Here is a 20067-nt window from a genome sequence, read left to right on the forward strand (position 1 = left end):
TCGAACAGTGATAGAATAGAGCGCGAGCCGACTTATCGCCGCGACGATTTTAACTGAATGTCTAATTCCTCTAACAACTCCTCCGCCTCCTCGCGCTTTTCCTGATGCTCTTCGAGGAACTCCTCCATCAACCGCGCCGCCTGCTCCTTGCAGTCGCCGCAGAGTCGCTCCCCGCCGACGCACTCGTCGTACACTTTCTTGGCGAACTCGTCGTCGTCGCCGGATAGGAGGTAGGCGTACAGTTCGTACACCGGGCACTCGTCCGCCCTGCCGCCCAACTCGCGCTGAAGCTCCGCCGTCTCTCGTCCCCCCGTCGTCGCCGCCTTCACCTTCTCGTACCCGTCCTCGGGGTCGTCCAGTAGGCTGATGTGGCTCGCCGGAACCGACGAGGACATCTTCCCGCCCGTCAGGCCGGTCATGAACCGGTGGTAGATCGAGGAGGGCATCACGAAACCGTACCCGCCTGTCTCCATCTCCACCTCGCGGGCGAGTTCCTCGGCCTCCTCCCGCGAGAGGTCGAAGGTATCGATGTGCTCCTCGAAGACGCGCTTCTCGCCGTCGATGGCTTCGATGAGGGCTTCGAAGGCCGCCTCGGTCGCGTTGCGGTCGAGGAACCGAACGCGGGGTCGGAGGGGTTCCATACCCGCGTTTTCGAGCTTGGAGATCGCCGTCTCGACCGCGGAAACCCCGGTATCGACGGATTCAGCCAGCCAGTCCGCCGCCTCCTCGCACCGAGGCGTCTCGGGGTCTTCGGCGTACTCAGTGCGCGCTTCGTAGGCCGCCGCGACGTGCGACAGCTCGGTCTCGTCCGCTTCGAAACTCGCGTAGGCTCTCGTCACGCCGAAGTAGCGCATCCGAACCGCGAGGTCGCGGGCCAGTCTGACGTGCGGGTCTTGGTCGGGGCCCACCGGAATGACCGTCGGCTTCGGTTCGTCGAACTGGGGGTAGAGGATGTCGGCCATCTGCGTGACGACGCTCTGGACGTGCGAGACGTTCGTCTCCCCGTCGAAACCGTAGATGGACTGGAACTCCGAGAAGTTCGCCTTCGACCCGAGTTCGAACGAGAGGTCTTGGAGGTCGCGGTTCTCGGACTGGCGGTAGAGCGTTCCGTCCTCGGCGTCGAAGTCGAGCGCAAGCAGCGAGAGCAGGTAGTCGCGGGCGTGTTCGTCGATCTCTTCCCACGACAGGCCGCGGGCGCTGTGGGCTTCGAGGTCGGCGATGAGACCGTAGGTGTCGCCGCCCTGCCGTTGGTGCCAGATGAGTTCGTCGAACACCAGTTTGTGTCCGATATGCGGATCGCCCGTCGGCATGAATCCGGAGAGCGCGGCGAACGGTTCACCCGCCTGCATCGCTTCCGCCACGCGACGGTAGTCGCGGTGGCCGAAGATGACGCCGCGGCGCATCAGGTAGTGCGGGTTCGGAACGTCGGGGAGCACATCGTCGAACTCCTCGATGCCGAACTCCTCGAACAGTTTTCGGTAGTCGGAGATGGTCGCCGACCCCCACGGGTCGAGCGCGACTTCGTCCTCACCCGCGGCGGTACCTCCATCGGACGCGAGTGCCGTCCCGTCCGTCTCGAATCTGTCGTCGGTGTCGTCTCGTGTCATGGTGTAAGTCGCGTAACCGAAAGGAAAGTCGTTATTCGTTCGTTCTCGGCGACGAGCGCAAAAAGCATTCGCTTTCGCACCCCGTGAGCCAGTCGAACGTCCAGCGCGAGGTCTCGCGGGATGAACTCGTGGTCGTCCCGGAGAACCCGAACCAGAAATTCGGAGTGGCCGAGGTTCTCCACCGACTCCACGTCGGCGTAGGTGCGGAAATCCGCGCCGAATTTGAAGCCCGTCTTCGGGACGATGTTCCGCTCCCGAAGCGCGCGATAGACTTGCAGACGGCGGTCGAATCGCTCGCCCTCCACCTCCCGACCGCGCGCGACGATCTCCTCATAGCCTCCCTCGACGGCGAGTTTACCGTCCGCGACGAGGTGGGCCGCCTCCACGAGCGACAACTGGAGGGCACCCGCCGGGTCGCGCCCGCTTATCGGTTGGCCGTAGAACGACCGCCGGTGAAGTTCGTCCGGCGCGTCCCAGAGCAGTACCCGGTCGGCGACGAGCGACCCGGAGAGGTCGGTCGGCACGTCGTGGTTCGTCGTTCCCCGGACGTCGAGTCGGTCGGTTTCGAAGTAGGTTATCTCGCTCTCCTCGTCCACGACCGCCAGCGCCACGTCGCCGAGGCGCGCCGCCGGAATCGTCTCGCGCTCGCTGACGATCCGAAGGCGGTACAGCACCTCGTCGTCCCACGGTCCGCTCCCCCGCGGGTAGACGACGAAGTCGGAGTCGGGGAGGGGATCGTACACCCAGCCGGAGCGGTCGGGTGAGAGGTAGAATCCGCGTTCCCGCAGGTCGGCGTAGACGAGAAACCGCGCGGCGAAGCCGTCGCCCGTCGAACCCTGCAGAAACTCTCGGAACCCCTTCCCGTCGACCGAATCGAGGTCGCCGCGGAGCATGAGGTGAGCGGCCTCGACGCGCGAGAGCGCCACCTCGTTCCCCCCGAGCGGGCGACCGTATCCCCGCGAATCGTAGTAGCGCTGACGGGCGTCGCCGCCAACGAGTACCTCGTCGTCGCGCAGGCGTCCGTCCATACCATCCCTGTGGTGCGGGTCGTCAAAGGCACTGCGACTCTCCGGCGCTGGTCGAAGGTGATTTTCGGAGCGAGGGGAGGGTCGCCAACTCCGTGCTAGCAAGCTTTTTCCGACGCGGACCAATCGCCTCACACATGAAAACGACGGGTGGAAGCGACGAGGCGAAGCGCAACGCGGGTGAGAGCGCGGCGGAGGCGGTCGAAGACGGCACGGTGGTCGGGTTGGGAACAGGGAGTACGGCGGCCCACGCGATTCGAGCCATCGGTCGCAAAGTGGACGCCGGACTCGACGTGCGAGGCGTTCCAACGTCGTTCCAGTCGCGCCAGTTGGCCCGCGACGTGGGGGTTCCGCTGGCCGACCTCGACTCGGTGGCGGCCATCGATCTCGCCATCGACGGGGCGGATCAGTTCGCCGGGCCGCACCTCGTCAAGGGCGGCGGAGCGGCGCACGCCCGCGAGAAGGTGGTCGATGCAGCGGCGAACCGATTCCTGGTCGTGGCCGACCCGAGCAAGGCGGCGGAGCGACTGGCCCATCCCGTCCCCGTCGAAGTGCTCCCGGCGGCGCGAACCGCGGTCGCCGACGACTTGCGCGTGCTGGGCGGTGACCCCGACCTGCGCGAGGCAGACGGGAAGGACGGGCCGGTCGTGACCGACAACGGAAATCTCGTCCTCGACTGCTCGTTCGGCGAGATTCGGTCGCCCGGCGAACTCGCGGACGATCTCTCGACGATTCCGGGCGTGGTGGAGCACGGCCTGTTCGTCGGGATGGCGGACGAGATACACGTCGGCACCGACGACGGCGTCGATATCGAGCGACTGTAGCGGTCGCTCGTCGGTCGAGGATAAATGGAAGGAAGTTCTGAGTTTACAGGTCGCGCGGCTGGACGGTCTTTCGGTCGTTTTCCTCGGCGCGACGTGCGGCGTGCTCGAGGAGCCCAGCGACTTCGTCGTCGAGTGCGTCGTAGAAGTCCGACGCAACGTTTTTGTCGTCGAGCGCTTCCTTCACAGCGGCTTTGACAATAAGGTCTGCCATACAACTTCGACGTTCCGCATCCCTATTAATAAAGCTTCCCAAATTATCCGGCGAACGGCCACGATTCGAAGACTCTCACCTACTCTGTCGACATGGCCGAAGGATTTAAGTTGAGAAAAGTCGAGAGGCGTGGGGCGACAAACAGGAGTAGGAGCGCCACAGAAGGACGCGTATGCGCAAATTACTCGAAGCGGTCGCGGAGGGCGAGGTGAGCATCGCCGAAGCGGAGGCGAAACTTTCGGGCTACGCGACAAGCGAGGCCGGACGGTTCGACGCCGCTCGCGAGACTCGCCGCGGTGTTCCGGAAGCCATCCTCTGCGACGGGAAGACGCCGGACGAGGTGGCGACGCTCGCCGCGACCGCGGTTGAGACGACAGGCCGAGCGCTGGTGACGCGTGCGGACGACGAGCAGGCTGATGCAGTCCGCGAGCGCCTCGCGGACATCCAGCCGGGTTCGGACGTGCGAACCCACCAGCGTGCGGGCGTACTCGTCGCGCACGCGACGGCGTTCGACCCGCCCGAACTCGACGCCACGGTCGGCGTCGTCAGCGCGGGCACGAGCGACGCGATTCCCGCCGGGGAGGCCGCGGTCGTCGCCGGGGAGATGGGCGCGCGAGTCGAGGAGGTACACGACGTGGGCGTCGCGTCGCTGGTGCGCGTGCTGGACGAGGTGGACGCCCTCCGCGCCGCAGACGTGCTCGTCGTCGCCGCCGGGCGTGAGGGCGCGCTTCCGACCGTCGTGGCTGGACTGGTGAACACCCCCGTCATCGGACTCCCAGTGTCGAACGGCTACGGCCATGCGGGCGAGGGCGAGGCGGCCCTCGCGGGGATGCTCCAGTCGTGTACCGTGCTCTCGGTCGTGAACATCGACGCCGGGTTCGTCGCGGGTGCGCAGGCCGGGTTGATAGCGCGGGCGATAGATTCGGCGAAGACGGAGTAAAGACGGTTCTAAAAGTGGGGTATGCCGAAGGATAGTCGAAGGTCGTGGTTCGATTCGCTGGTCGTTCCATTCGATTCGCAGTAGCAGGCCACACAGCCGCTTTTGGGATGCGCGGTGCGTGCACCCGAGCCAGCGGTCGACGAGGGCGCACACGCCGGAGAGGGATGAGGCCGCGAAGGTGGGCGGTCCTCGCGGTTCAGGCCGCCCGTCCGCGCTGCGGTTGCGGTATCGGCCCTAGCGATTCCTGCGGTGGTGGGTTCACCCTCGCAGTCCCAACCACCGGGGTCACCAAAGCGAGCAGACAGTTGCGATCACGGACGAAAACACCGCAGAACCGGTAAACGCCGTAGACCGCCCGAAACGACGTGCGCTGACGGTGCGGTATTTTACCCGAGCGTCGGTAGCGGCCTCGGCTGTAGTGATACCGATATCGGCAGCAGCTACTCCGCCGCTGGCGGACGATACGGCTCAAAAATACCGAAAAAACGGATTTGTTCGTCAGGCTGTGACCTTGACGTGCTCTTCGGCACCCAGCGCTTCGACCACGAGTTCGGCGACGTCCACGATTTCGATCTTGTCCTCGTAGTCGCCCGTCTTCCGCCCATCCTCGTACATCGTCATGCACATCGGGCAGGCGACGACGAACTTCTCGACGGCGCTTCCGGCGTCGGTGTCCTCGAGCGCCTCTCGGATGCGCTCCTCGCTCGGCTTGGGGTCTTCGTCGAAGTCCATCCAGAGGCCGCCGCCGCCCCCGCCGCAGCAGAACGAGTTGGAGCGGTTGCGGGGCATCTCGTCCAGCGTGCAACCGGTGGCGCGGATGATCTCTCGGGGAGCCTCGTACTCGTCGTTGTAGCGCCCGAGGTGACACGGGTCGTGGTAGGTGACGGTGTAGTCGAGTTCGGTGCCCGAGAGACCCATCCGGCCCGCCCGGAACAGTTCCTCGACGACCTGCGTGTAGTGGTAGACCGGGGCGTCGAACTCCTCGGCCTCCTCCGGATACTCGTTTTTGAACGTGTTGTAGCTGTGTGGGTCGGTGCAGACGATCTTGTCGAACCCGCACTCCTCGAAGGCGGCGACGTTGTCCTCGACCAACATCTCGTACAGCCCTTCCTCGCCGACCCGGCGCACGTCATTCCCGTCGTTCTGCTCGTCCTCGTAGAGGATTCCGTAGGAGACGTCCGTCTCGTGGAGGATGGTCGCCAGCGAGCGCGCAACCCGGCGGTTGCGCTCGTCGTAGGACGGGTAGTCGCCGACGTACCAGAGGAACTCCACATCCTCGTCGCGAGCGTCCGGGATCTCGAAGTCGAGTGTGTCGGTCCACTCCGGACGCTTTCGCCCGGGGTCGCCGAAGGTGTTCCCGTTCTGGAAGACATTCATCATCGCATCCTGCACGTTGGCGTCCATCTGGCCGGACTCGGTGAGTCGGCGGTTCATGTCGGTGAAGGAGGTGAGGTGTTCGATGTCCACCGGGCAGGCGTCCATGCAGGCCATGCAGGCCATGCAGGACTCCATCGTCTCGCTGTCGATAACGCTCGCGCCGCCGTCGGCGATGATGGGTTTCTCGTCCGTCCGGCCCGCGTCGAGGTCTTCGCGGTACTGTTTCAGGTCGAGAATCACGTTTCGAGGGTCGAGCGGGCGGTCGGACGCCTTCGCGGGACAGACCGACGAACAGCGACCGCACTTCGTGCAGGCGTCCTGATCGAGTAGCTGTCGCCACGAGAAGGAGTCGATGTCGGTCGCGCCGATTTCCTCGGGGCCGGCGTCCGAAGGGACACCTGGCAGGCGCTTACCCGCCTTCTCGTCGTGGGTGACGACGTTGGCGAACGACGAGAGCATGTGGAACGGTTTGGCGTAGGGTATCGCCGCGACGAACACGAGCGCGGGAATCGCGTGCGCCCACCAAACAACCGGATACCACGCCACGGCCGCTCCCTGAGAGACGCCGACTATCTGCAACACGTCGGCGACGAACCAGCCGACGAAACTGACGCTCTCGAAGTTCCTAAAGCCAGTGCCGAGGATGCGCATGCCCTCTGTGACGTACCCGCCGACGCCGAGCAGGAAGAGCGTCCAGATGAAGAGGTCGTCCTCCAAGCTGGTGTGTCTCCCCCAGAGGCGGTGGTTGCGCACCCAGTAGCGCCGGTAGATAGCCATCCCGACGCCGACGACGAACAGCAGGCCCATCGCGTCCATCACGAGCGAGTAGGCGAGGTAGAAGTCGTTCACAAAGAACGACCGCTCGTTTCCGAGGGCGTAGTGAGTGAACTTCTGATAGATGTCCATATCGATCATCAGGATGGTCGTCCCGATGAGCAGGGTCAGAAAGCCCCACATGATGAACGAGTGCATCAACCCGCCGTACAGGTCGCGGTTGAACTGCTTCTCGTTCGAAACTACGACCTTCGCTGCACGAGAAATCCGTCCCGGAAGGTCGTCCAGTCGGTCGAACCAGTCCTCCTCGCCGCGCGTGTACCGCGCGAAGCGGTCGTACACGCCGTAGACGAAAAAGAGGACGGCCACCACGGCGAGGTAGTAAAACACCGCCTCACCGAGGAGCCCGATCTTCCAGAACGTCGGGCGCGTGGTACCCGTCGTCTGTGCGAGCACGAAGTTTGCCATGTTTTATCAGGTGGGGACGACCCGCTTAAATCTTACCCCCCGTCGTCGCCGCGCCGTCTTGCGAGAATAAGAAACTTGTTTCTAGTTTATAACAGAGTCGACCCGAGTAGCGCAACCGATAGACAAGCGACCGGCACGTCCCACCGCGAAACCGACAGCGGGGGAAGGGTCGGGTTCCACGCGAAGCAGCGAGCGCGAAGCGCGAGCGAGAACCTGTCCGCTCGGTCGAACGCCCGCGCCAATCCCGCAGAGCCGACGAGTCGCATCCGCTCCGCGAGCGGTCGTCTCGCACCGAGGCGCGCCGACATCGCCTCCCGAATCGCCCGGATGTCGGCCTGCAAGACGGGTAGAAACCGGAAGACGAACGCGACACCCATCCCCAAGAACTGCCCCGGTCGTCCCGGAACGAGCCACTGGAGCGCCGCCCGCGACTCACGAACCGGCGTCGTCCGGACGTAGGCCGCGCTGACGCAGAGGACGAGGAAGACGCGGTAGCTCGCCAGCGCGGGCGCGATCGCCTCTTCCGGAACCACCCACGGAGAGCCGAACGAGAGCGCGGCGAACAACGGGCCGCCTAGCAGGAACGGGAGGACGTGCCGAAACTCCCGAATGACCCAAAATGGCGACGTGGCCGCCCCGGCAAGCACCGCGGCGATCAGTACGGTCGACGCTGCGAGTCCGCGAGGCGTCGCGTGCGCGAAGACGGCGACCGCGAACGTAGTCTGAAAGAATAGTTTCGTCCGCGGGTCGAGGCGTTCGGCGAACGACCCGGTGGGGTGATATGCGAGCGTCACGGGACGCGAACCCCGAGGTCGGCGAGTTCGGCTTCGACCTCGGTGGGTGAGCCGTCCACCGCAACCCGGCCGTCGGAAAGCGCGACCACCCTATCCGCGAGCGACCACGCGTCTCGAAGGTCGTGCGTGACGACGACGACGCCGGTTCCGGTGTCGGAGAGGCGTTCGAGATGCGCGACGACCGACTCGCGGGCACGAGCATCGAGTCCGGTGAACGGTTCGTCCAGCACGAGGTGGTTCGGCTCCATCGCTAGCGCGCCCGCGATAGCGACGCGCTGGCGCTCGCCGCCGGAGAGGGCGCCGATTCGGTCGTCGCGGCGATCCGCCATCCCGACCGCCGAGAGTGCGAGATCGACCCGGCGGTCGATCTCGTCGCGCGAGAAACCGAGGTTCTCGGGGCCGAAGGCCACGTCCGCGCCGACGGTCGCCGCGACGAAGCTATCGCGAGGGTTCTGGAACACCATCCCGACGCGCGTTCGCGCGGCCACGAGGTCGTCGGCGACGGGCACGTCGTCCACTAGCACCTGTCCTTCGTCCGGCGCGAGCAGGCCGTTGAAGTGCCGGACGAGCGTCGTCTTCCCGCTTCCGTTCGGACCGGTGAGGACGACGAACTGTCCACCGGGAACGGAGAGGTTCACCCCGTCGAGTGCCCTCGTCTCGCCGAAGCGGTGAACGAGGTCCTGCGTCGCTATCATTCGGCGGTGACGCGGTCGCTCCGGACGATACCGACCGCGGCGGCGATCTTGAACGCCTCGAAGGGGACGAACGCCAGCGCCGAGAGCGTGAACGCTTCGGCGAGCGCATAGTTTCCGACGAGCGAGAAACCGACGGTTCCGAAGGTGTAGATGACGGCAGTTCCGGCGAGCATCCCCGCGACGAGACGGGGGACGCCCGCCGTCTTCGGATCGTGGAGCGTCAGACCGCCGTGAACCGTCGTGCCGACGACGAACGCGGCGACGGGGTACGAGAGCAGGTAGCCGCCGGTCAGACCGACCAGTTCGACCAGCCCCGCGGAACCGCCCGCGAAGACCGGCGCACCGACCGCGCCCGCGACAAGGTAGAGGACGAGCGACGCGCTCCCCCACAGCGGGCCGAGAAAGATACCGGCGAGGAAGACGCCGAGCACCTGCAACGTGACCGGAATTGCGGGAGCGAGCGGATTCGGAAACGATACCTGCGCGAACGCGCCGACGACGGCCGCGAACAGCGCGGTACGAGTGATATTGCTTACCGTCTGCTCGCCGACCAGTTCGACCGACCCAGTTTCCGTTGACATGGCGAAGCGTCGCTCGTCAACCAGCATGATAGCTTCGGTTGACGACCTTGGTTCGTCGAATCATCGCATGGAAAATTTTAGCGCCCGCCCAACAGGTTTTTATATGATTCAGGCGTCACAAACGCGCCATGGACAAGAAGACGGAGGAACTTCGAGACATCTTCATGGATGTGACGGACGAAGCGACGGTTACGGAAAAACAGGAGGAGACGCATGGGTCGCTCGGCTCGGAGAAGAAGGTGGGCGAGCGACTGCGCGGCGTGGTTGAGGAGATGCGCGAGCGGTACGCCTTCGATACGGCGCTCTCCGACGAGGAACTTGTGACGGTTGTCCGACACTTCTACGCCGGGGACGACGACGAGGAGATCGCCGACGAACTCGGCGGTGCGGCGGACGAGAAGACCATCGCGCGGGCGCGGGTCGACCTCCACCTCTTTCGAGAATCGGACGACGACGCCCCGTTCGACGTCGCGGAGTTCCGCGCACTCCTCGCGGACGACACGCCCACCGCCGAGTGCGCCGAGGAACTCGACGTCGGCGAGTCCACCGTCCGGCGCTACCGGCGCATCGTCGAGGCGAAGGACGCGGCGCGAACGGTCAACCGGCAGTACACCAACGAGTTCGAGAACATCCTCCAAGACCGCGAGCTCTCCGACCAGATGACGCGGGATATCCAGCAGGACGGGTTGGACGACGCGACCGAGGGGATGGAGACGAACGTTTCATTCTAACCGAGCTTTTCGCTACCAGCTTTTTCTGCGGTCGGGTGCCGAAACGAGCGTCACGTGGCGCTCGTTTCGGTTTGCCTCCCTGGAAAAAGCTGGGCCAAAAGCACTCCTCACCCCCCCTTCGGGGGTTCGTCGGCCCGGAAAATCGGAGATTTTCCGGTGAGTAGGCTAGCCTCTGGCGGTTGTGTCACCGGGCGATTTCTGACGGTTGGCCTGCTACAGCGTGGCGGCAGGCCTATCAGCCGCTGTTCGGATGCGCGGGGCGTGTGCCTGAGCCAGCGGTCAGCGAAGGCGCACGCACACCGAGGCGGGATGAGGGCTGCGAGGATGGGCGGCTCCGGCGGTTCGGGCCGCCCGTCCGCATGCGGGTGCAGTATCAGCCCTAGCGACTAGTATCACCAGCCACAGCGCAACGATCAGTTAACGGCCTCCGGAAACGCGTCGAGTATATCGAGGGCACTGTTCATGGCATCCGCACCGTATTCGATTCGTTCATCCGCCTCCGCCCGACTCATACCAGGCCCGACCACCCGAACGTCACGCTCCAAGCTGATGTCGGCGACTACAACTCTGATTTCGGGCATAGAACAGGTTGTCGAACGGAATCCGTAATTGAAATGGTTCTCAGATGCGTAATGGGGGAACTGGGTGTAACGACAATAGATGGGCACCGACTGCGTCCCGCGACAGTGAAGAATCGATAAACCGAATCGCTATTCGACGCCCGACTCGACGCCCTCTTCCACCGTGCTCGCCTCTCTCTGGGCGTCGTTCAGACGCGTGAGGCGGGCTTTCATGATGCGGGTGTTCTCGACCTGTTCGACGTGGAGGCGAACCCCGTCGTAGTCGATGTTCTCGCCCTCTTCCACGAGGCGGCCCGCACGGTTGAAGATGAACCCCGCGATGGTCTCGAACTCCTCGCCCTCGGGGAGGTCGATGTCCATCGCCTCGTTCACCTCGTCGATGTTGAGTTCGCCGCGGACGATGACTGTGTCGTCGTCGACGTACTCTATCGGCTCTTCTTCCTCGCCTTCGAGGATGTCGCCGACGATCTCCTCGACCATGTCCTCCATGGTGATGAGCCCCTCCGTCGTCCCGAACTCGTCGATGACGATTACCATCTGCATGCGGTTTTCCCGCATCTCGGTCAACAGTTCGTCCACGTTTTTGCTCTCGGGGACGTGGAGCGTGGGCTGAATCAGGTCGCCGAGCTTGAGACCGTCGCCTCCTTCGCCGTAATCCTTCTCGCGGACGAGGTCGCGGACGGTGGCGATGCCGATGACGTTGTCCAGACTTCCCTCGTACACCGGCACGCGCTCGTGGCCCGCCTGAACAAGCGTCTCGATTGCCTCGTCTATAGCCGCGTTCTGGGGAACGGCGGTCATGTCGAGACGCGGGGTCATCACCTCCTTGGCGATGGTGTTGTTGAACCGGAAGATGCGCTGGAGCATCTCGCGTTCGTCCTCCTCGATAACGCCCTCGCGCTCGCCCGTCTCTATCATGTCCTGAATCTCGTCGCGCGTGACATACGATGTTTCGATGGCCGAGCGCCCGCCAGTGACGCGGTTGACGAGACGCGTGAGATAATCGAACGTGACGACCAGCGGGAGGAGGAGGTACTCGGAGTATTTGAGCGGTCGAGCGACTCTGAGCGCCCACGACTCAGTGTTCTCGACCGCGTACGACTTCGGCGCGCTCTCGCCGAACAGCAGGACGAGTGCCGTGATGCCGAACGTGGCGATGGCGACGGCCTGCCCCTGATTGCCGAGAAAGTACGCGAGCAGACCGGTCGCAATCGAGGACATGGCGATGTTGACGATGTTGTTGCCGACGAGAATCGTCACCAGCAGGCGATGCGGATCGCTCTTGAGCGCCGCAACCGTCTTCGAACCCTCTACGTCATCTTCGACCAGTGCTTCCACTCGATGCTTTGCGAGCGAAAACATCGCGATCTCGGAGGAGGAGAAGAACGCCGAGAGTCCGAGCAGAATGACGATAGCCGCAATTCCGCCCCACTGGATGATCGCGTCGGTGATCGTGATGCCGAACAAGCTATCCAGCGGCGCAGTTTGCGCGAGGATGACCGGTTTCGGAGAGAGTGACATTCAGTAACCCACCTTGAGCGTCAGCGGGATTAACTCTTTATTCTTTTGCCGTGCCCAAAAAAGATGGAACTACCGCGAACGAAGCCCTTACGGAAGTTTCGGCCCAAACCTCGCCCATGAGCGCCGAAACGACAGAGACGGCTATCACGCTGTATCGGTTGCAGGCGTGTCCGTACTGCGAGCGCGTGGTTCGAAAGTTACAGGAGTACGACCTCCTGTACCGGTCGCGGTTCGTTGAACCCGTGCACTCGGAACGGAACGTCGTCAAGCGCATCAGCGGGAAGCGAACCGTCCCCGCCATCGTGGACGAGCGGACGGGCGTGACGATGAGCGAGAGCGGGAACATCGTGGAGTATCTCGACGACACCTACGGACGGGGAGGTGACGAGTGATGGTCGAGTTTGACGTAGTGGAACTCGGCCCGGCGAACCACCCCGAGGTCGGTGAGACGGCACCCGACTTCACGCGACCGCTCGTCAACGACGAGTTCTGGGAGGACGCGTCGCTGTCCGACGTGACGGCAGACGGGCCGACCCTCCTCGTCTTTCACAGCATGGACGGCGCGTTTCCGGCGACCTACGTCTGGAACGAACTCCGGGAACGCGCATGGGACGACGACCACGACCTGCGAATCGTCGGTCTCTCCATCTCGACGCCGTACGAACACAAGACGCTCGTCGAGGAGCGCGGGATAGAGTACCGACTCTTCAGCGACCCGTCGAACGAAGTCGCCGAAAGGTACGGCATCAGTCACGACCTCGACGGGATGGCGGGCATCAGCGAACCGCGCCCCGCGGTTTTCTTGTTGGACGAAAACCGAACGATCGAATACGCGTGGGTGGCGGCGGAGTGGCCGGAGTTCCCGGAGTACGACGAAATCGAACGCGCCATCGAAGAGCGATAATCCGAACGGCCCCGTCGGGAGCAGTAACCGCGACGAACGCCCGTCTCGGAAGGGATTCCACGGAGACCTCCGATGGACGGCAGACGACCGTAGCTCGAACGACCATTCTCCGATGTATATTTCGACTATCGCGTCTATGTATTCACTATCTATATCCTAAAATCCTGTATATAAAGTGTATTTTTATTCTATCTCGAATTCTCGTATTATATTAGTCATGAGAGAATAATTTGGCAGACGGAAGTTCCTCAGCGCATCAAGTAGTGCAATCACCAGTGCTGCCGGTCTCGCGGCCACGTCCGGTACCTCGGCGACCCACTACACTGGGCTGCCAGTTTACACGACCTCCAATCTCAGCGTCCGGAACGGTCCGGGCACCAACTACGGCCGTATCGCCGTGGCGGAGCAGTACACCAGGGGCTACATAATCGACGGTCCGGTCAACGCCGACGGCTACACGTGGTGGAAGCTCCAGTACAACGGCGACGGCAACAACGGTCGCGTGACCGACTGGTCTGCGGGCAACTGGCTCGCCCACGCCGACTTCTCGTACCCGGTCATCGGACAGGTGAGTCGGGAGTACCACAGCGGCCATCTCGCGCTCGACATCGCCGCCAACTCGGGGACGCCGGTGGTGGCCTCCCGCGAGGGAACGGTCGACGTGACCAGATACGAGTCCGGCGGCTGTGGCTACTACATCAAGGTCGGCCACGGTCCTGGATACCAGACCATGTACTGCCACTTCAGCGCCATCCACGTCTCTGAAGGCCAGAGCGTCGGTCGTCACCAACACATCGGCGACGTGGGAAGTACCGGCAATTCCACCGGTCCGCACGTCCACTTCACCGTCGAGCAGAACGGAGCACATCAGTACGTCGCCGGCGACCTCTACGACGAGATAAACGACAAAACGGGTATCGCAAAGAACTACAGCGGCATCGGGACGTTCTGAACTCGGCGAACTCCGCTTCTTCGCGGTGCCGAGGACGACGGACGAGCCTCGGCCCGTTTCGAGGACGCTACGCTTTTTTCGCTCGCCGGTCGAAGAGGAGGTATGGACGACCTCGACCGGGCAGTGGCGGCTATCCGAGACGGGAAACTCGTCGTCTATCCCACCGAGACGGTGTACGGTCTCGGAGCCGACGCGCTCGACCCCGACGCCATCGAGCGAGTGTTCGACGCGAAACGGCGGGCGCGCGAGAAACCGATCTCACTCGCGGTTCCCGATGCGGAGTCAGCACTGTCGTTCGTCCGACCGACGGAGCGCGAACGCGAGTTCATGAAGGAGTTTCTGCCCGGCCCTGTGACCATTCTCTGTGAGAAGCGCGATGCGGTTCCGGACGTACTCACCGCTGGCCGGACGCGCGTCGGCGTCCGAATTCCCGACCAACCGCTCGCGCTGAAGCTCCTCCGGCGCGTTGCGCCGACGCCGCTCACCAGCACGAGCGCGAACGTGAGCGGGCGAGCGAGCGTGATGCGCGCGGACGACCTCGACGACGAGATTCGAGACGCCGCGACGGTCGTCCTCGACGGAGGGGAGACCGGCGGGACGGGGAGCACCGTCGTGAACGTCGAGCGCGGCGAGATACTCCGCCGCGGGACGAGCGCAGACGCGATAGAGGCGTGGCTAGCCGCCGAGGAGTGACCGGAGAGTGCGGGTTTTCACGCCGCACTCGGCCCGATACTCGCAGGCGTCGCACTTCGACTCGTTTTTCAACCGTGGCGGTGGCCCGTCGATGGCTCGAGCGGTGCGGACGGTACGGCGGTACGCGGCCTTTCTCCGGACTGACAGCCGAATCTCGCGAACGACGCCATAGGCGGGATACTCCACGAACGCGCGGTCGACCGTTCGTCCGTGTTCCCACGAGAGCGCCTTCGCGGCGGCGACGGTTCGGACGCTCTGTGGTTCCCAGACGCCCGCTTCCGGTGGCGTTCCGGTGAACACCATCGACGGGACAGGCGTTTCGAGGTCGAGCACCTTGTGAACGATACCGCGACAGTCTTTCCCTTCGACGAGTCGCTCGCGGTCGGCGGGGGCGACGAGTTCCGACCACGCGTCGAGTTCTGCGGCACGGTCGAGGTTCGACCGGAACCGTTCGGGCGAGACGCCGAGCAGGCGAGAGGTGAGGTCGGCGTCGCAGAGCGAATCGTACTCGAACGCGAGTCGCCGCCGGTCGGCGACGAGGTCGGGAACCTCAATGTCGTCCGTCCGCCGATAGTAGAGCTTTCGCAGGCAGTAAGCGGCGGTTTCGAGTTCACTGAACGGTATCTTCGACACCGCGACTCGGTCGCGGGTTCATATATAAATCTCCGGAAGCACGAGGGAAAGCGGCAAGAGTCTGGACAGTCTCTGGTCGCACATGAGCGACTTCGATAAGGAAGCCGAGCGGGAGAAACTCCGCCAGCAGTACGAGAAGGACAAGGAGGAGCGGAAATCGACGCAACGGATGAGCGAGTTGTTGTTGCAGGGGGCGACTATGACGGGAAAACACTGTGACAACTGCGGCGACCCCGTCTTCCGCCAGAACGGAACCGAGTTCTGTCCGACGTGTCAGGGGGAGGCCGCCACGAAAGCGAGTTCCGAAGAGGCGACTCCCGAAGCGGCGACAGAGATCGAGGTCGAACAAACCGGAGCCGAACCGGAGCCGAGTACGGAGTCGGACGAGCCCAGTCAGCAACCTGAGCCGCCGCGACAGCCGAGACAAACGCGGCAGCCGCGACGCACACCGCCGAGTCAGACGGGTCAGACGAGAGAGTCGCAAGGACGGGAAACGCATCAGTCGGAGCCACGGACGGACGCCGCTCGAGACGAAATCGGCGATGCTGACGACCTCGCAGAAGCCCGGGACGCGCTCCGTCGGAAGTTGACGCGACTCGCGCACGAGGCGGAACAGACGGACGACGTGGGCTACGCCCGCGAACTACTGGCCGCGACGCGTGAAGCGGCGGAGGCGCTGACGGCGCTCGACCGGGCCAAACGTTAAGCCCGAACCAACCGACTTCTCGCTATGGACGTTCTCGTGCCTGTCGATGGCTCCGAGTATAGTTTTCGCGCGCTTCGATTCGCCGCAAACTTCGCCCGAAACTTCGATGCCACGCTTCACGTCGTTCACTTCTCCGACGAAGCGACCGACGCCACCGACGAAATTCTCGCGCGCGCCCGCAACGTGCTCGACGCGGAAGACGTCGACGCGGAACTGAAACTCTCGGAGGACGTACAACTCGAGTTCCGACCGGGAGACCGCGTCGGTGAGAACGTCTTAGAACTGGTGGAAGAGAACGACTACGACCACGTCGTCATGGGCCATCACGGCTCGGGAGCCATCGAACGGGCGATCCTCGGGAGCGCCGCCGAAACCATCGTGCGTGCCGAAGCGGTTCCGGTGACTATCGTTCCCTGAAGAAAGACTACCGTCATCGGGGGACGATGACGGCGTCCACCGGAGATTCGAGCCAGTCAAGCGCGTATCCCAGATCCGGGTCGAACTCCGGGGGGAAACGACTGTCCGACACGTCGTGCTGGGGTTCGCCGTACAGTTCCTGTTCGCTCGCTCGTCCGCGCGTTTCGTGCTGTGGCTTTCCATACAAATTCTCGACGCCCCGCCTATCGTCGTCATCGTCTCTCAACCTCGCTGGGGTCAGCATGGGTTTTACTCTCGTCCGGGTAAACGAATCGAGGGCATTTAATGTGGATTGACCGTTCAAGTCGTTTAGAATATCCTTGCCTACCCATTTTCGGCGCGAACGAGCAGGATTAGGCCGAGCGAACTGCACGTACAGATGTGCGGCGTACACCCCGATATTGTTGTCCAGTAACCACGGATTACGGGTCGTACTCGCCCGCGACAACTTCGCGGATACGGTCGGCGGTCACCTCGCCGACACCTTCGGCTTCCATAAGCTCGTCTTTCGACGCGGTCATAACGGCTTGAACCGTCTCGAACGTCTGTAGGAGCGACCGAGCGGTGACGGGGCCGATGTCGGCGATGGAGGCCACCACGTACTCCTGTTGTTCCGGAAGCGTCTTCGCGTGCTTGTCGCCGTGAACCGAAACCTCCCGCTTGCTCACCTCCTGCTCGCGCGTTGCGATGACTTCGAGCAAGTCCGCGGTGTCGTCCTCATCCTCGGTTCGGAGAACGCTCGTGCCGAAATCGACCGCCAGCGAGGCGACTGCGCCGCGGATCGCGTTCGGGTGAACGTTTCGCTGTTCGTACAGTCCGTCGCCCTCGATGATGACGACGGGGCGGGCGTAGTGTCGGTTCATGTCGCCCACCTGCTCGAAGACGGAACGGTCGCCGCCGACCAGCGTATCGAGGAAGTCGCTCACCGATTTTCGCTCCACGACGACTCGGTCGCTCAGCACGTAGTCACCGACCGCCAGCGTCTCCAGTCGCACATCCACGCCGTTGCGGGCGGAGAGGTCGCGGGCGATGTTCGCGTCGAGTTCGCGCTGGTCGGCGACGATTTCGACGCTATCGCCGTCCTCGCGTCTTCGGGCGGTCGCTACCACGCCGTCCAACTCGTTCGCACCGCGGCCTTCCGTCTCGAACTCCTGCAAGCCCTGATTCACTTCGGAAGCGTGGCCGTCACCGCCGAAGTCGCCGAGCGTCTGCTGTGATTCGTCGAGTTCCTCTTCGACTTCCGCGGCGACGCCTTTCAGTTTCCGGAGTTCCTCTTCCATCTCGTCCTCTCGGCGCTTCGAAATCCAGAAGTACGCCTCGTCGCGGGTGTCCTCGGCGAGCAAGACGACGACCTGCCCCTGCGCCTGTCGGCCGGTTCGACCCTTTCGCTGAATCGACCGCACCGCGGTCGGCACGGGTTCGTAGAAGAGCACCAGATCGACCTCGGGCACGTCCAGTCCCTCCTCGGCGACGGAGGTGGAGACCAACACTTCGAACTCGCCGGCGTGGAAGTTATCGAGCACTTCCTGCTGTTCGTTCTGGGTCATCCCGTCGCTCCCCTCCTTGTCGCCCTGCCCGACGAACCGCCGGGCGTCGAAGTGCTGGCCGAAGAACTCGGTCAGCGTCTCGGCCGTGTCGCGTGATTCGGTGAAGACGATGATCCGTTGGCCGCCGTCCACGAGCGTCTGAGCGACGAACGTGTGCGCCTTGCGGAATTTGGGGTGGCGGTCGTCGTACTGCACCGCTTTCCGCATCGCCTCCTGCACTTTGGGTTCCGAGACCATCCGCTGGCTCGCCTTCGACGCGCCCGACGACCGGGCGGAGTTGCGCTGGCGCTCGAAATATCGGCGGAGGGATTCGACGCTCTGCGTTTCCGCGAGTTCGACCGCCCGCCGGAGTTTCATCACCTCCGCGTGGGCGGACATCCCCTTGTACCCCTCCGACTGGTCGTTGTCGATGAGCTTCTGCAACTCGCCCCGAACCTTGTTCAAATCCTTCTGGGAGATATCTGGACGCGTCGTGTTGACGACGCCGAGTTGCTTCAGGCGCTCCAGTCGGTCGGAGATGACCTCGTTCAGTCCGTCTCGAATCTCGAGAATCTCGTCCGGGAGTTGGACGCGAACCCACTCGACTTCGGTGTCGTGGGTGTAGGTCGAAACGTCGCTGTCCTCCTCGGTCATCACCTCGACCTCGTGGAGGCCGAGGTTCTCGCACACCCCCAGAATCGATTCCTTGTCGCCGCCCGGCGAGGCACTCATCCCGGTGACGAGGGGGTCGCGGGCGTCCGCGTGGTATCGCTCGGCGATGTAGTTGTAGGCGTAGTCGCCGGTCGCGCGGTGGCACTCGTCGAACGTGATGTGCGTGACTGGGCCGAGGTCGATGCGCCCGCCGACCAAGTCGTTCTCCACGACCTGCGGCGTTGCGATGATGACTGTCGCCGACTCCCACAGCTCCGAGCGTTCCGCCGGGCGCACTTCCCCGGTGAACACGACGATATCCTCGTCCGGAACCGAGAGCGCCTCCCGGTAGAAATCGGCGTGCTGGTTGACCAGCGGTTTCGTCGGCGCGAGCAGGAGCGATTTCCCGCCAACCTCGTTTAGCCGCTCCGCCGTGACCAGCAGACTGACCGTCGTCTTTCCCAGCCCCGTCGGAAGGCAGACGAGGGTGTGGTGGTTTCGTGCGGTACCCGCGAGTTGAATCTGGTAGAGTCGCCGCTCGATGAACTGCGGCGCGAGATACGGATGTTCCACGTAGTTCAGTTCAGCGTCCGTGGTCGCCATTCGTCGTAGGGTTTCGTCGTCATCCGATTAAAGGGTTCGTGTGGCGGGGTGAAAGTGGTCAGCGAGGGTTTTTCATCGGAAGACGGAATCAGTCCCGACGAATCGAATGTTGAACATCGTACCCCGGTTCGTCGGGTGGCTACTTCCGTGGTTCGCTCTCCGGCGGGGCCGCTCGTCGGGACGGAAGACAGCCGACGGGATGGCTTCCAACAGGAGGCGACACCGAGCTACCTTCAGCGGAACCAATCGCGGAACACCGAAGTACAGATATCGATAGTCAAACGAGCGTCGGCGCGTACTGCAATCCGAGGAAGATCGCCATCGCCGCGCCGATGGGAATCGTGAGGTTGTCGTCGATGACGTAGCCCGCGACGACCGGCTTGACGCCGTCCGCGAGCGTCGCGGCCAGCGCGCCGAGCACGGCGGCCGGAAGCGGGAGGTCGAGAAGCGACGCGATGACGAGGCAGACCGCGAACGTCACGAGGAGGGTGTGAATCGCCTTGATACCAAGTTCGCCCGAGCCGAGCAGACCGCTGATGGGGTCAGCGATGGTCAGCATTAGCATCGCCGGAATCGCCACGCGTGGTTCGAACGCCCACGCAGTCACGGTCATCCCGAAGAAGTAGAGCGCGTACCCCGCGATGTTGTCCTGCTCGTACGACCGCGTGAGTTCGTCGTAGATCCTCCAGTCGAGACCGACGAGCAGGCGGATGATCTCCAGCACCAACGCGACGGCCGAGCCGAGCACGAGCATCAAGCGCAACTGCTCCCACGTCAGCAAGTCAAGCAGGTAGAGCGCCGGCACCCCGGTTCCGCTGACATGCACCAGTCGGCGCTTGACTTCGCTCGCCAC

22 protein-coding genes are annotated in these 20067 nt (G+C 63.7%); 9 read left to right on the forward strand and 13 right to left on the reverse strand.

What is annotated here, in order from left to right:
• Positions 1 to 32 precede the first annotated feature (32 nt).
• Together LIW51_RS15310 and endA are read right to left on the reverse strand one after the other, a co-directional pair.
• Positions 33 to 1607: a tryptophan--tRNA ligase gene (locus LIW51_RS15310; RefSeq protein ID WP_227374959.1), complete on the reverse strand. Its 1575-nt coding sequence runs from the start codon at positions 1605 to 1607 to the stop codon at positions 33 to 35.
• Positions 1604 to 2635: a tRNA-intron lyase gene (gene endA, locus LIW51_RS15315; RefSeq protein ID WP_227374960.1), complete on the reverse strand. Its 1032-nt coding sequence runs from the start codon at positions 2633 to 2635 to the stop codon at positions 1604 to 1606. The genes LIW51_RS15310 and endA overlap by 4 nt, the downstream gene beginning before the upstream one ends.
• Before the next feature lie 134 nt (positions 2636 to 2769).
• Between endA and rpiA the strand changes: the two genes are divergently transcribed.
• Positions 2770 to 3456, forward strand: coding sequence for a ribose-5-phosphate isomerase RpiA (rpiA, locus tag LIW51_RS15320; protein WP_227374961.1), 687 nt, complete (start codon positions 2770 to 2772; stop codon positions 3454 to 3456).
• A 43-nt stretch (positions 3457 to 3499) separates the two neighbouring features.
• Here the strand turns inward: rpiA and LIW51_RS15325 are convergent, their stop codons facing one another.
• Positions 3500 to 3667, reverse strand: coding sequence for a DUF1931 family protein (locus tag LIW51_RS15325; protein ID WP_227353178.1), 168 nt, complete (start codon positions 3665 to 3667; stop codon positions 3500 to 3502).
• A gap of 172 nt (positions 3668 to 3839) precedes the next feature.
• Here LIW51_RS15325 and larB point away from each other — a divergent pair, with 172 nt between their 5' ends.
• A complete protein-coding gene (gene larB / locus LIW51_RS15330; protein WP_227374962.1) occupies positions 3840 to 4607 on the forward strand; it encodes a nickel pincer cofactor biosynthesis protein LarB in 768 nt (255 codons plus the stop codon).
• 498 nt (positions 4608 to 5105) lie between these two features.
• On the opposite strand, the gene LIW51_RS15335 is transcribed toward larB, so the two are convergent.
• From LIW51_RS15335 to LIW51_RS15350, 4 genes are all read right to left on the reverse strand, one after another.
• Entirely contained in the window at positions 5106 to 7226 is a 2121-nt protein-coding gene (locus tag LIW51_RS15335) for a heterodisulfide reductase-related iron-sulfur binding cluster (RefSeq protein WP_227374963.1), read from the reverse strand.
• A gap of 86 nt (positions 7227 to 7312) precedes the next feature.
• Complete coding sequence (locus LIW51_RS15340; RefSeq protein ID WP_227374964.1) at positions 7313 to 8020, reverse strand: energy-coupling factor transporter transmembrane component T family protein; 708 nt, start codon at positions 8018 to 8020, stop codon at positions 7313 to 7315.
• Positions 8017 to 8715, reverse strand: a complete 699-nt coding sequence (locus tag LIW51_RS15345; protein WP_227374965.1) for an energy-coupling factor ABC transporter ATP-binding protein — start codon at positions 8713 to 8715, stop codon at positions 8017 to 8019. The genes LIW51_RS15340 and LIW51_RS15345 overlap by 4 nt, the downstream gene beginning before the upstream one ends.
• Positions 8712 to 9296: a biotin transporter BioY gene (locus LIW51_RS15350; RefSeq protein WP_227374966.1), complete on the reverse strand. Its 585-nt coding sequence runs from the start codon at positions 9294 to 9296 to the stop codon at positions 8712 to 8714. The genes LIW51_RS15345 and LIW51_RS15350 overlap by 4 nt, the downstream gene beginning before the upstream one ends.
• A gap of 128 nt (positions 9297 to 9424) precedes the next feature.
• On the opposite strand from LIW51_RS15350, the gene LIW51_RS15355 reads away from it, so the two are divergent.
• Complete coding sequence (locus LIW51_RS15355) at positions 9425 to 10027, forward strand: conditioned medium-induced protein 4 (RefSeq protein ID WP_227374967.1); 603 nt, start codon at positions 9425 to 9427, stop codon at positions 10025 to 10027.
• A 413-nt stretch (positions 10028 to 10440) separates the two neighbouring features.
• Here LIW51_RS15355 and LIW51_RS15360 read toward each other — a convergent pair whose 3' ends face one another.
• The gene (locus tag LIW51_RS15360) at positions 10441 to 10608 is read right to left on the reverse strand and encodes a 6,7-dimethyl-8-ribityllumazine synthase (RefSeq protein ID WP_227374968.1); all 168 of its coding nucleotides are present in this window, start codon (positions 10606 to 10608) and stop codon (positions 10441 to 10443) included.
• Positions 10609 to 10737: 129 nt separating this feature from the next.
• Complete coding sequence (locus LIW51_RS15365) at positions 10738 to 12129, reverse strand: hemolysin family protein (protein WP_227374969.1); 1392 nt, start codon at positions 12127 to 12129, stop codon at positions 10738 to 10740.
• A gap of 116 nt (positions 12130 to 12245) precedes the next feature.
• Here LIW51_RS15365 and LIW51_RS15370 point away from each other — a divergent pair, with 116 nt between their 5' ends.
• The 4 genes from LIW51_RS15370 to LIW51_RS15385 all read left to right on the forward strand — a co-directional run bounded on the left by LIW51_RS15370 (position 12246) and on the right by LIW51_RS15385 (position 14678).
• On the forward strand, positions 12246 to 12521 hold the full coding sequence (locus tag LIW51_RS15370) for a glutathione S-transferase N-terminal domain-containing protein (protein WP_227374970.1): 276 nt from the start codon (positions 12246 to 12248) through the stop codon (positions 12519 to 12521).
• Positions 12521 to 13033 (forward strand): redoxin domain-containing protein, encoded by a 513-nt coding sequence (locus LIW51_RS15375; protein WP_227374971.1) that lies wholly within the window; start codon positions 12521 to 12523, stop codon positions 13031 to 13033. Before LIW51_RS15370 ends, LIW51_RS15375 begins: the two co-directional genes overlap by 1 nt.
• A gap of 397 nt (positions 13034 to 13430) precedes the next feature.
• Entirely contained in the window at positions 13431 to 13985 is a 555-nt protein-coding gene (locus LIW51_RS15380; protein WP_227374972.1) for a M23 family metallopeptidase, read from the forward strand.
• A 102-nt stretch (positions 13986 to 14087) separates the two neighbouring features.
• A complete protein-coding gene (locus LIW51_RS15385; RefSeq protein ID WP_227374973.1) occupies positions 14088 to 14678 on the forward strand; it encodes an L-threonylcarbamoyladenylate synthase in 591 nt (196 codons plus the stop codon).
• On the opposite strand, the gene LIW51_RS15390 is transcribed toward LIW51_RS15385, so the two are convergent.
• Positions 14661 to 15311: a CRISPR-associated protein Cas4 gene (locus tag LIW51_RS15390; protein ID WP_227374974.1), complete on the reverse strand. Its 651-nt coding sequence runs from the start codon at positions 15309 to 15311 to the stop codon at positions 14661 to 14663. The two genes, LIW51_RS15385 and LIW51_RS15390, sit on opposite strands and share 18 nt — an antisense overlap.
• A gap of 82 nt (positions 15312 to 15393) precedes the next feature.
• Here LIW51_RS15390 and LIW51_RS15395 point away from each other — a divergent pair, with 82 nt between their 5' ends.
• Entirely contained in the window at positions 15394 to 16017 is a 624-nt protein-coding gene (locus LIW51_RS15395) for an Sjogren's syndrome/scleroderma autoantigen 1 family protein (protein ID WP_227374975.1), read from the forward strand.
• 24 nt (positions 16018 to 16041) lie between these two features.
• The gene (locus LIW51_RS15400; RefSeq protein WP_227374976.1) at positions 16042 to 16434 is read left to right on the forward strand and encodes a universal stress protein; all 393 of its coding nucleotides are present in this window, start codon (positions 16042 to 16044) and stop codon (positions 16432 to 16434) included.
• Positions 16435 to 16447: 13 nt separating this feature from the next.
• Here the strand turns inward: LIW51_RS15400 and LIW51_RS15405 are convergent, their stop codons facing one another.
• From LIW51_RS15405 to LIW51_RS15415, 3 genes are all read right to left on the reverse strand, one after another.
• Positions 16448 to 16678, reverse strand: a complete 231-nt coding sequence (locus LIW51_RS15405; protein ID WP_227374977.1) for a hypothetical protein — start codon at positions 16676 to 16678, stop codon at positions 16448 to 16450.
• Between the two features lie 178 nt (positions 16679 to 16856).
• Positions 16857 to 19214, reverse strand: coding sequence for a DEAD/DEAH box helicase (locus tag LIW51_RS15410; RefSeq protein WP_227374978.1), 2358 nt, complete (start codon positions 19212 to 19214; stop codon positions 16857 to 16859).
• A 277-nt stretch (positions 19215 to 19491) separates the two neighbouring features.
• Positions 19492 to 20067, reverse strand: a complete 576-nt coding sequence (locus LIW51_RS15415) for a diacylglycerol/polyprenol kinase family protein (protein ID WP_227374979.1) — start codon at positions 20065 to 20067, stop codon at positions 19492 to 19494.

Source organism: Haladaptatus halobius, from assembly GCF_020618475.1.
In the GTDB taxonomy this organism is placed as follows: domain Archaea; phylum Halobacteriota; class Halobacteria; order Halobacteriales; family Haladaptataceae; genus Haladaptatus; species Haladaptatus halobius.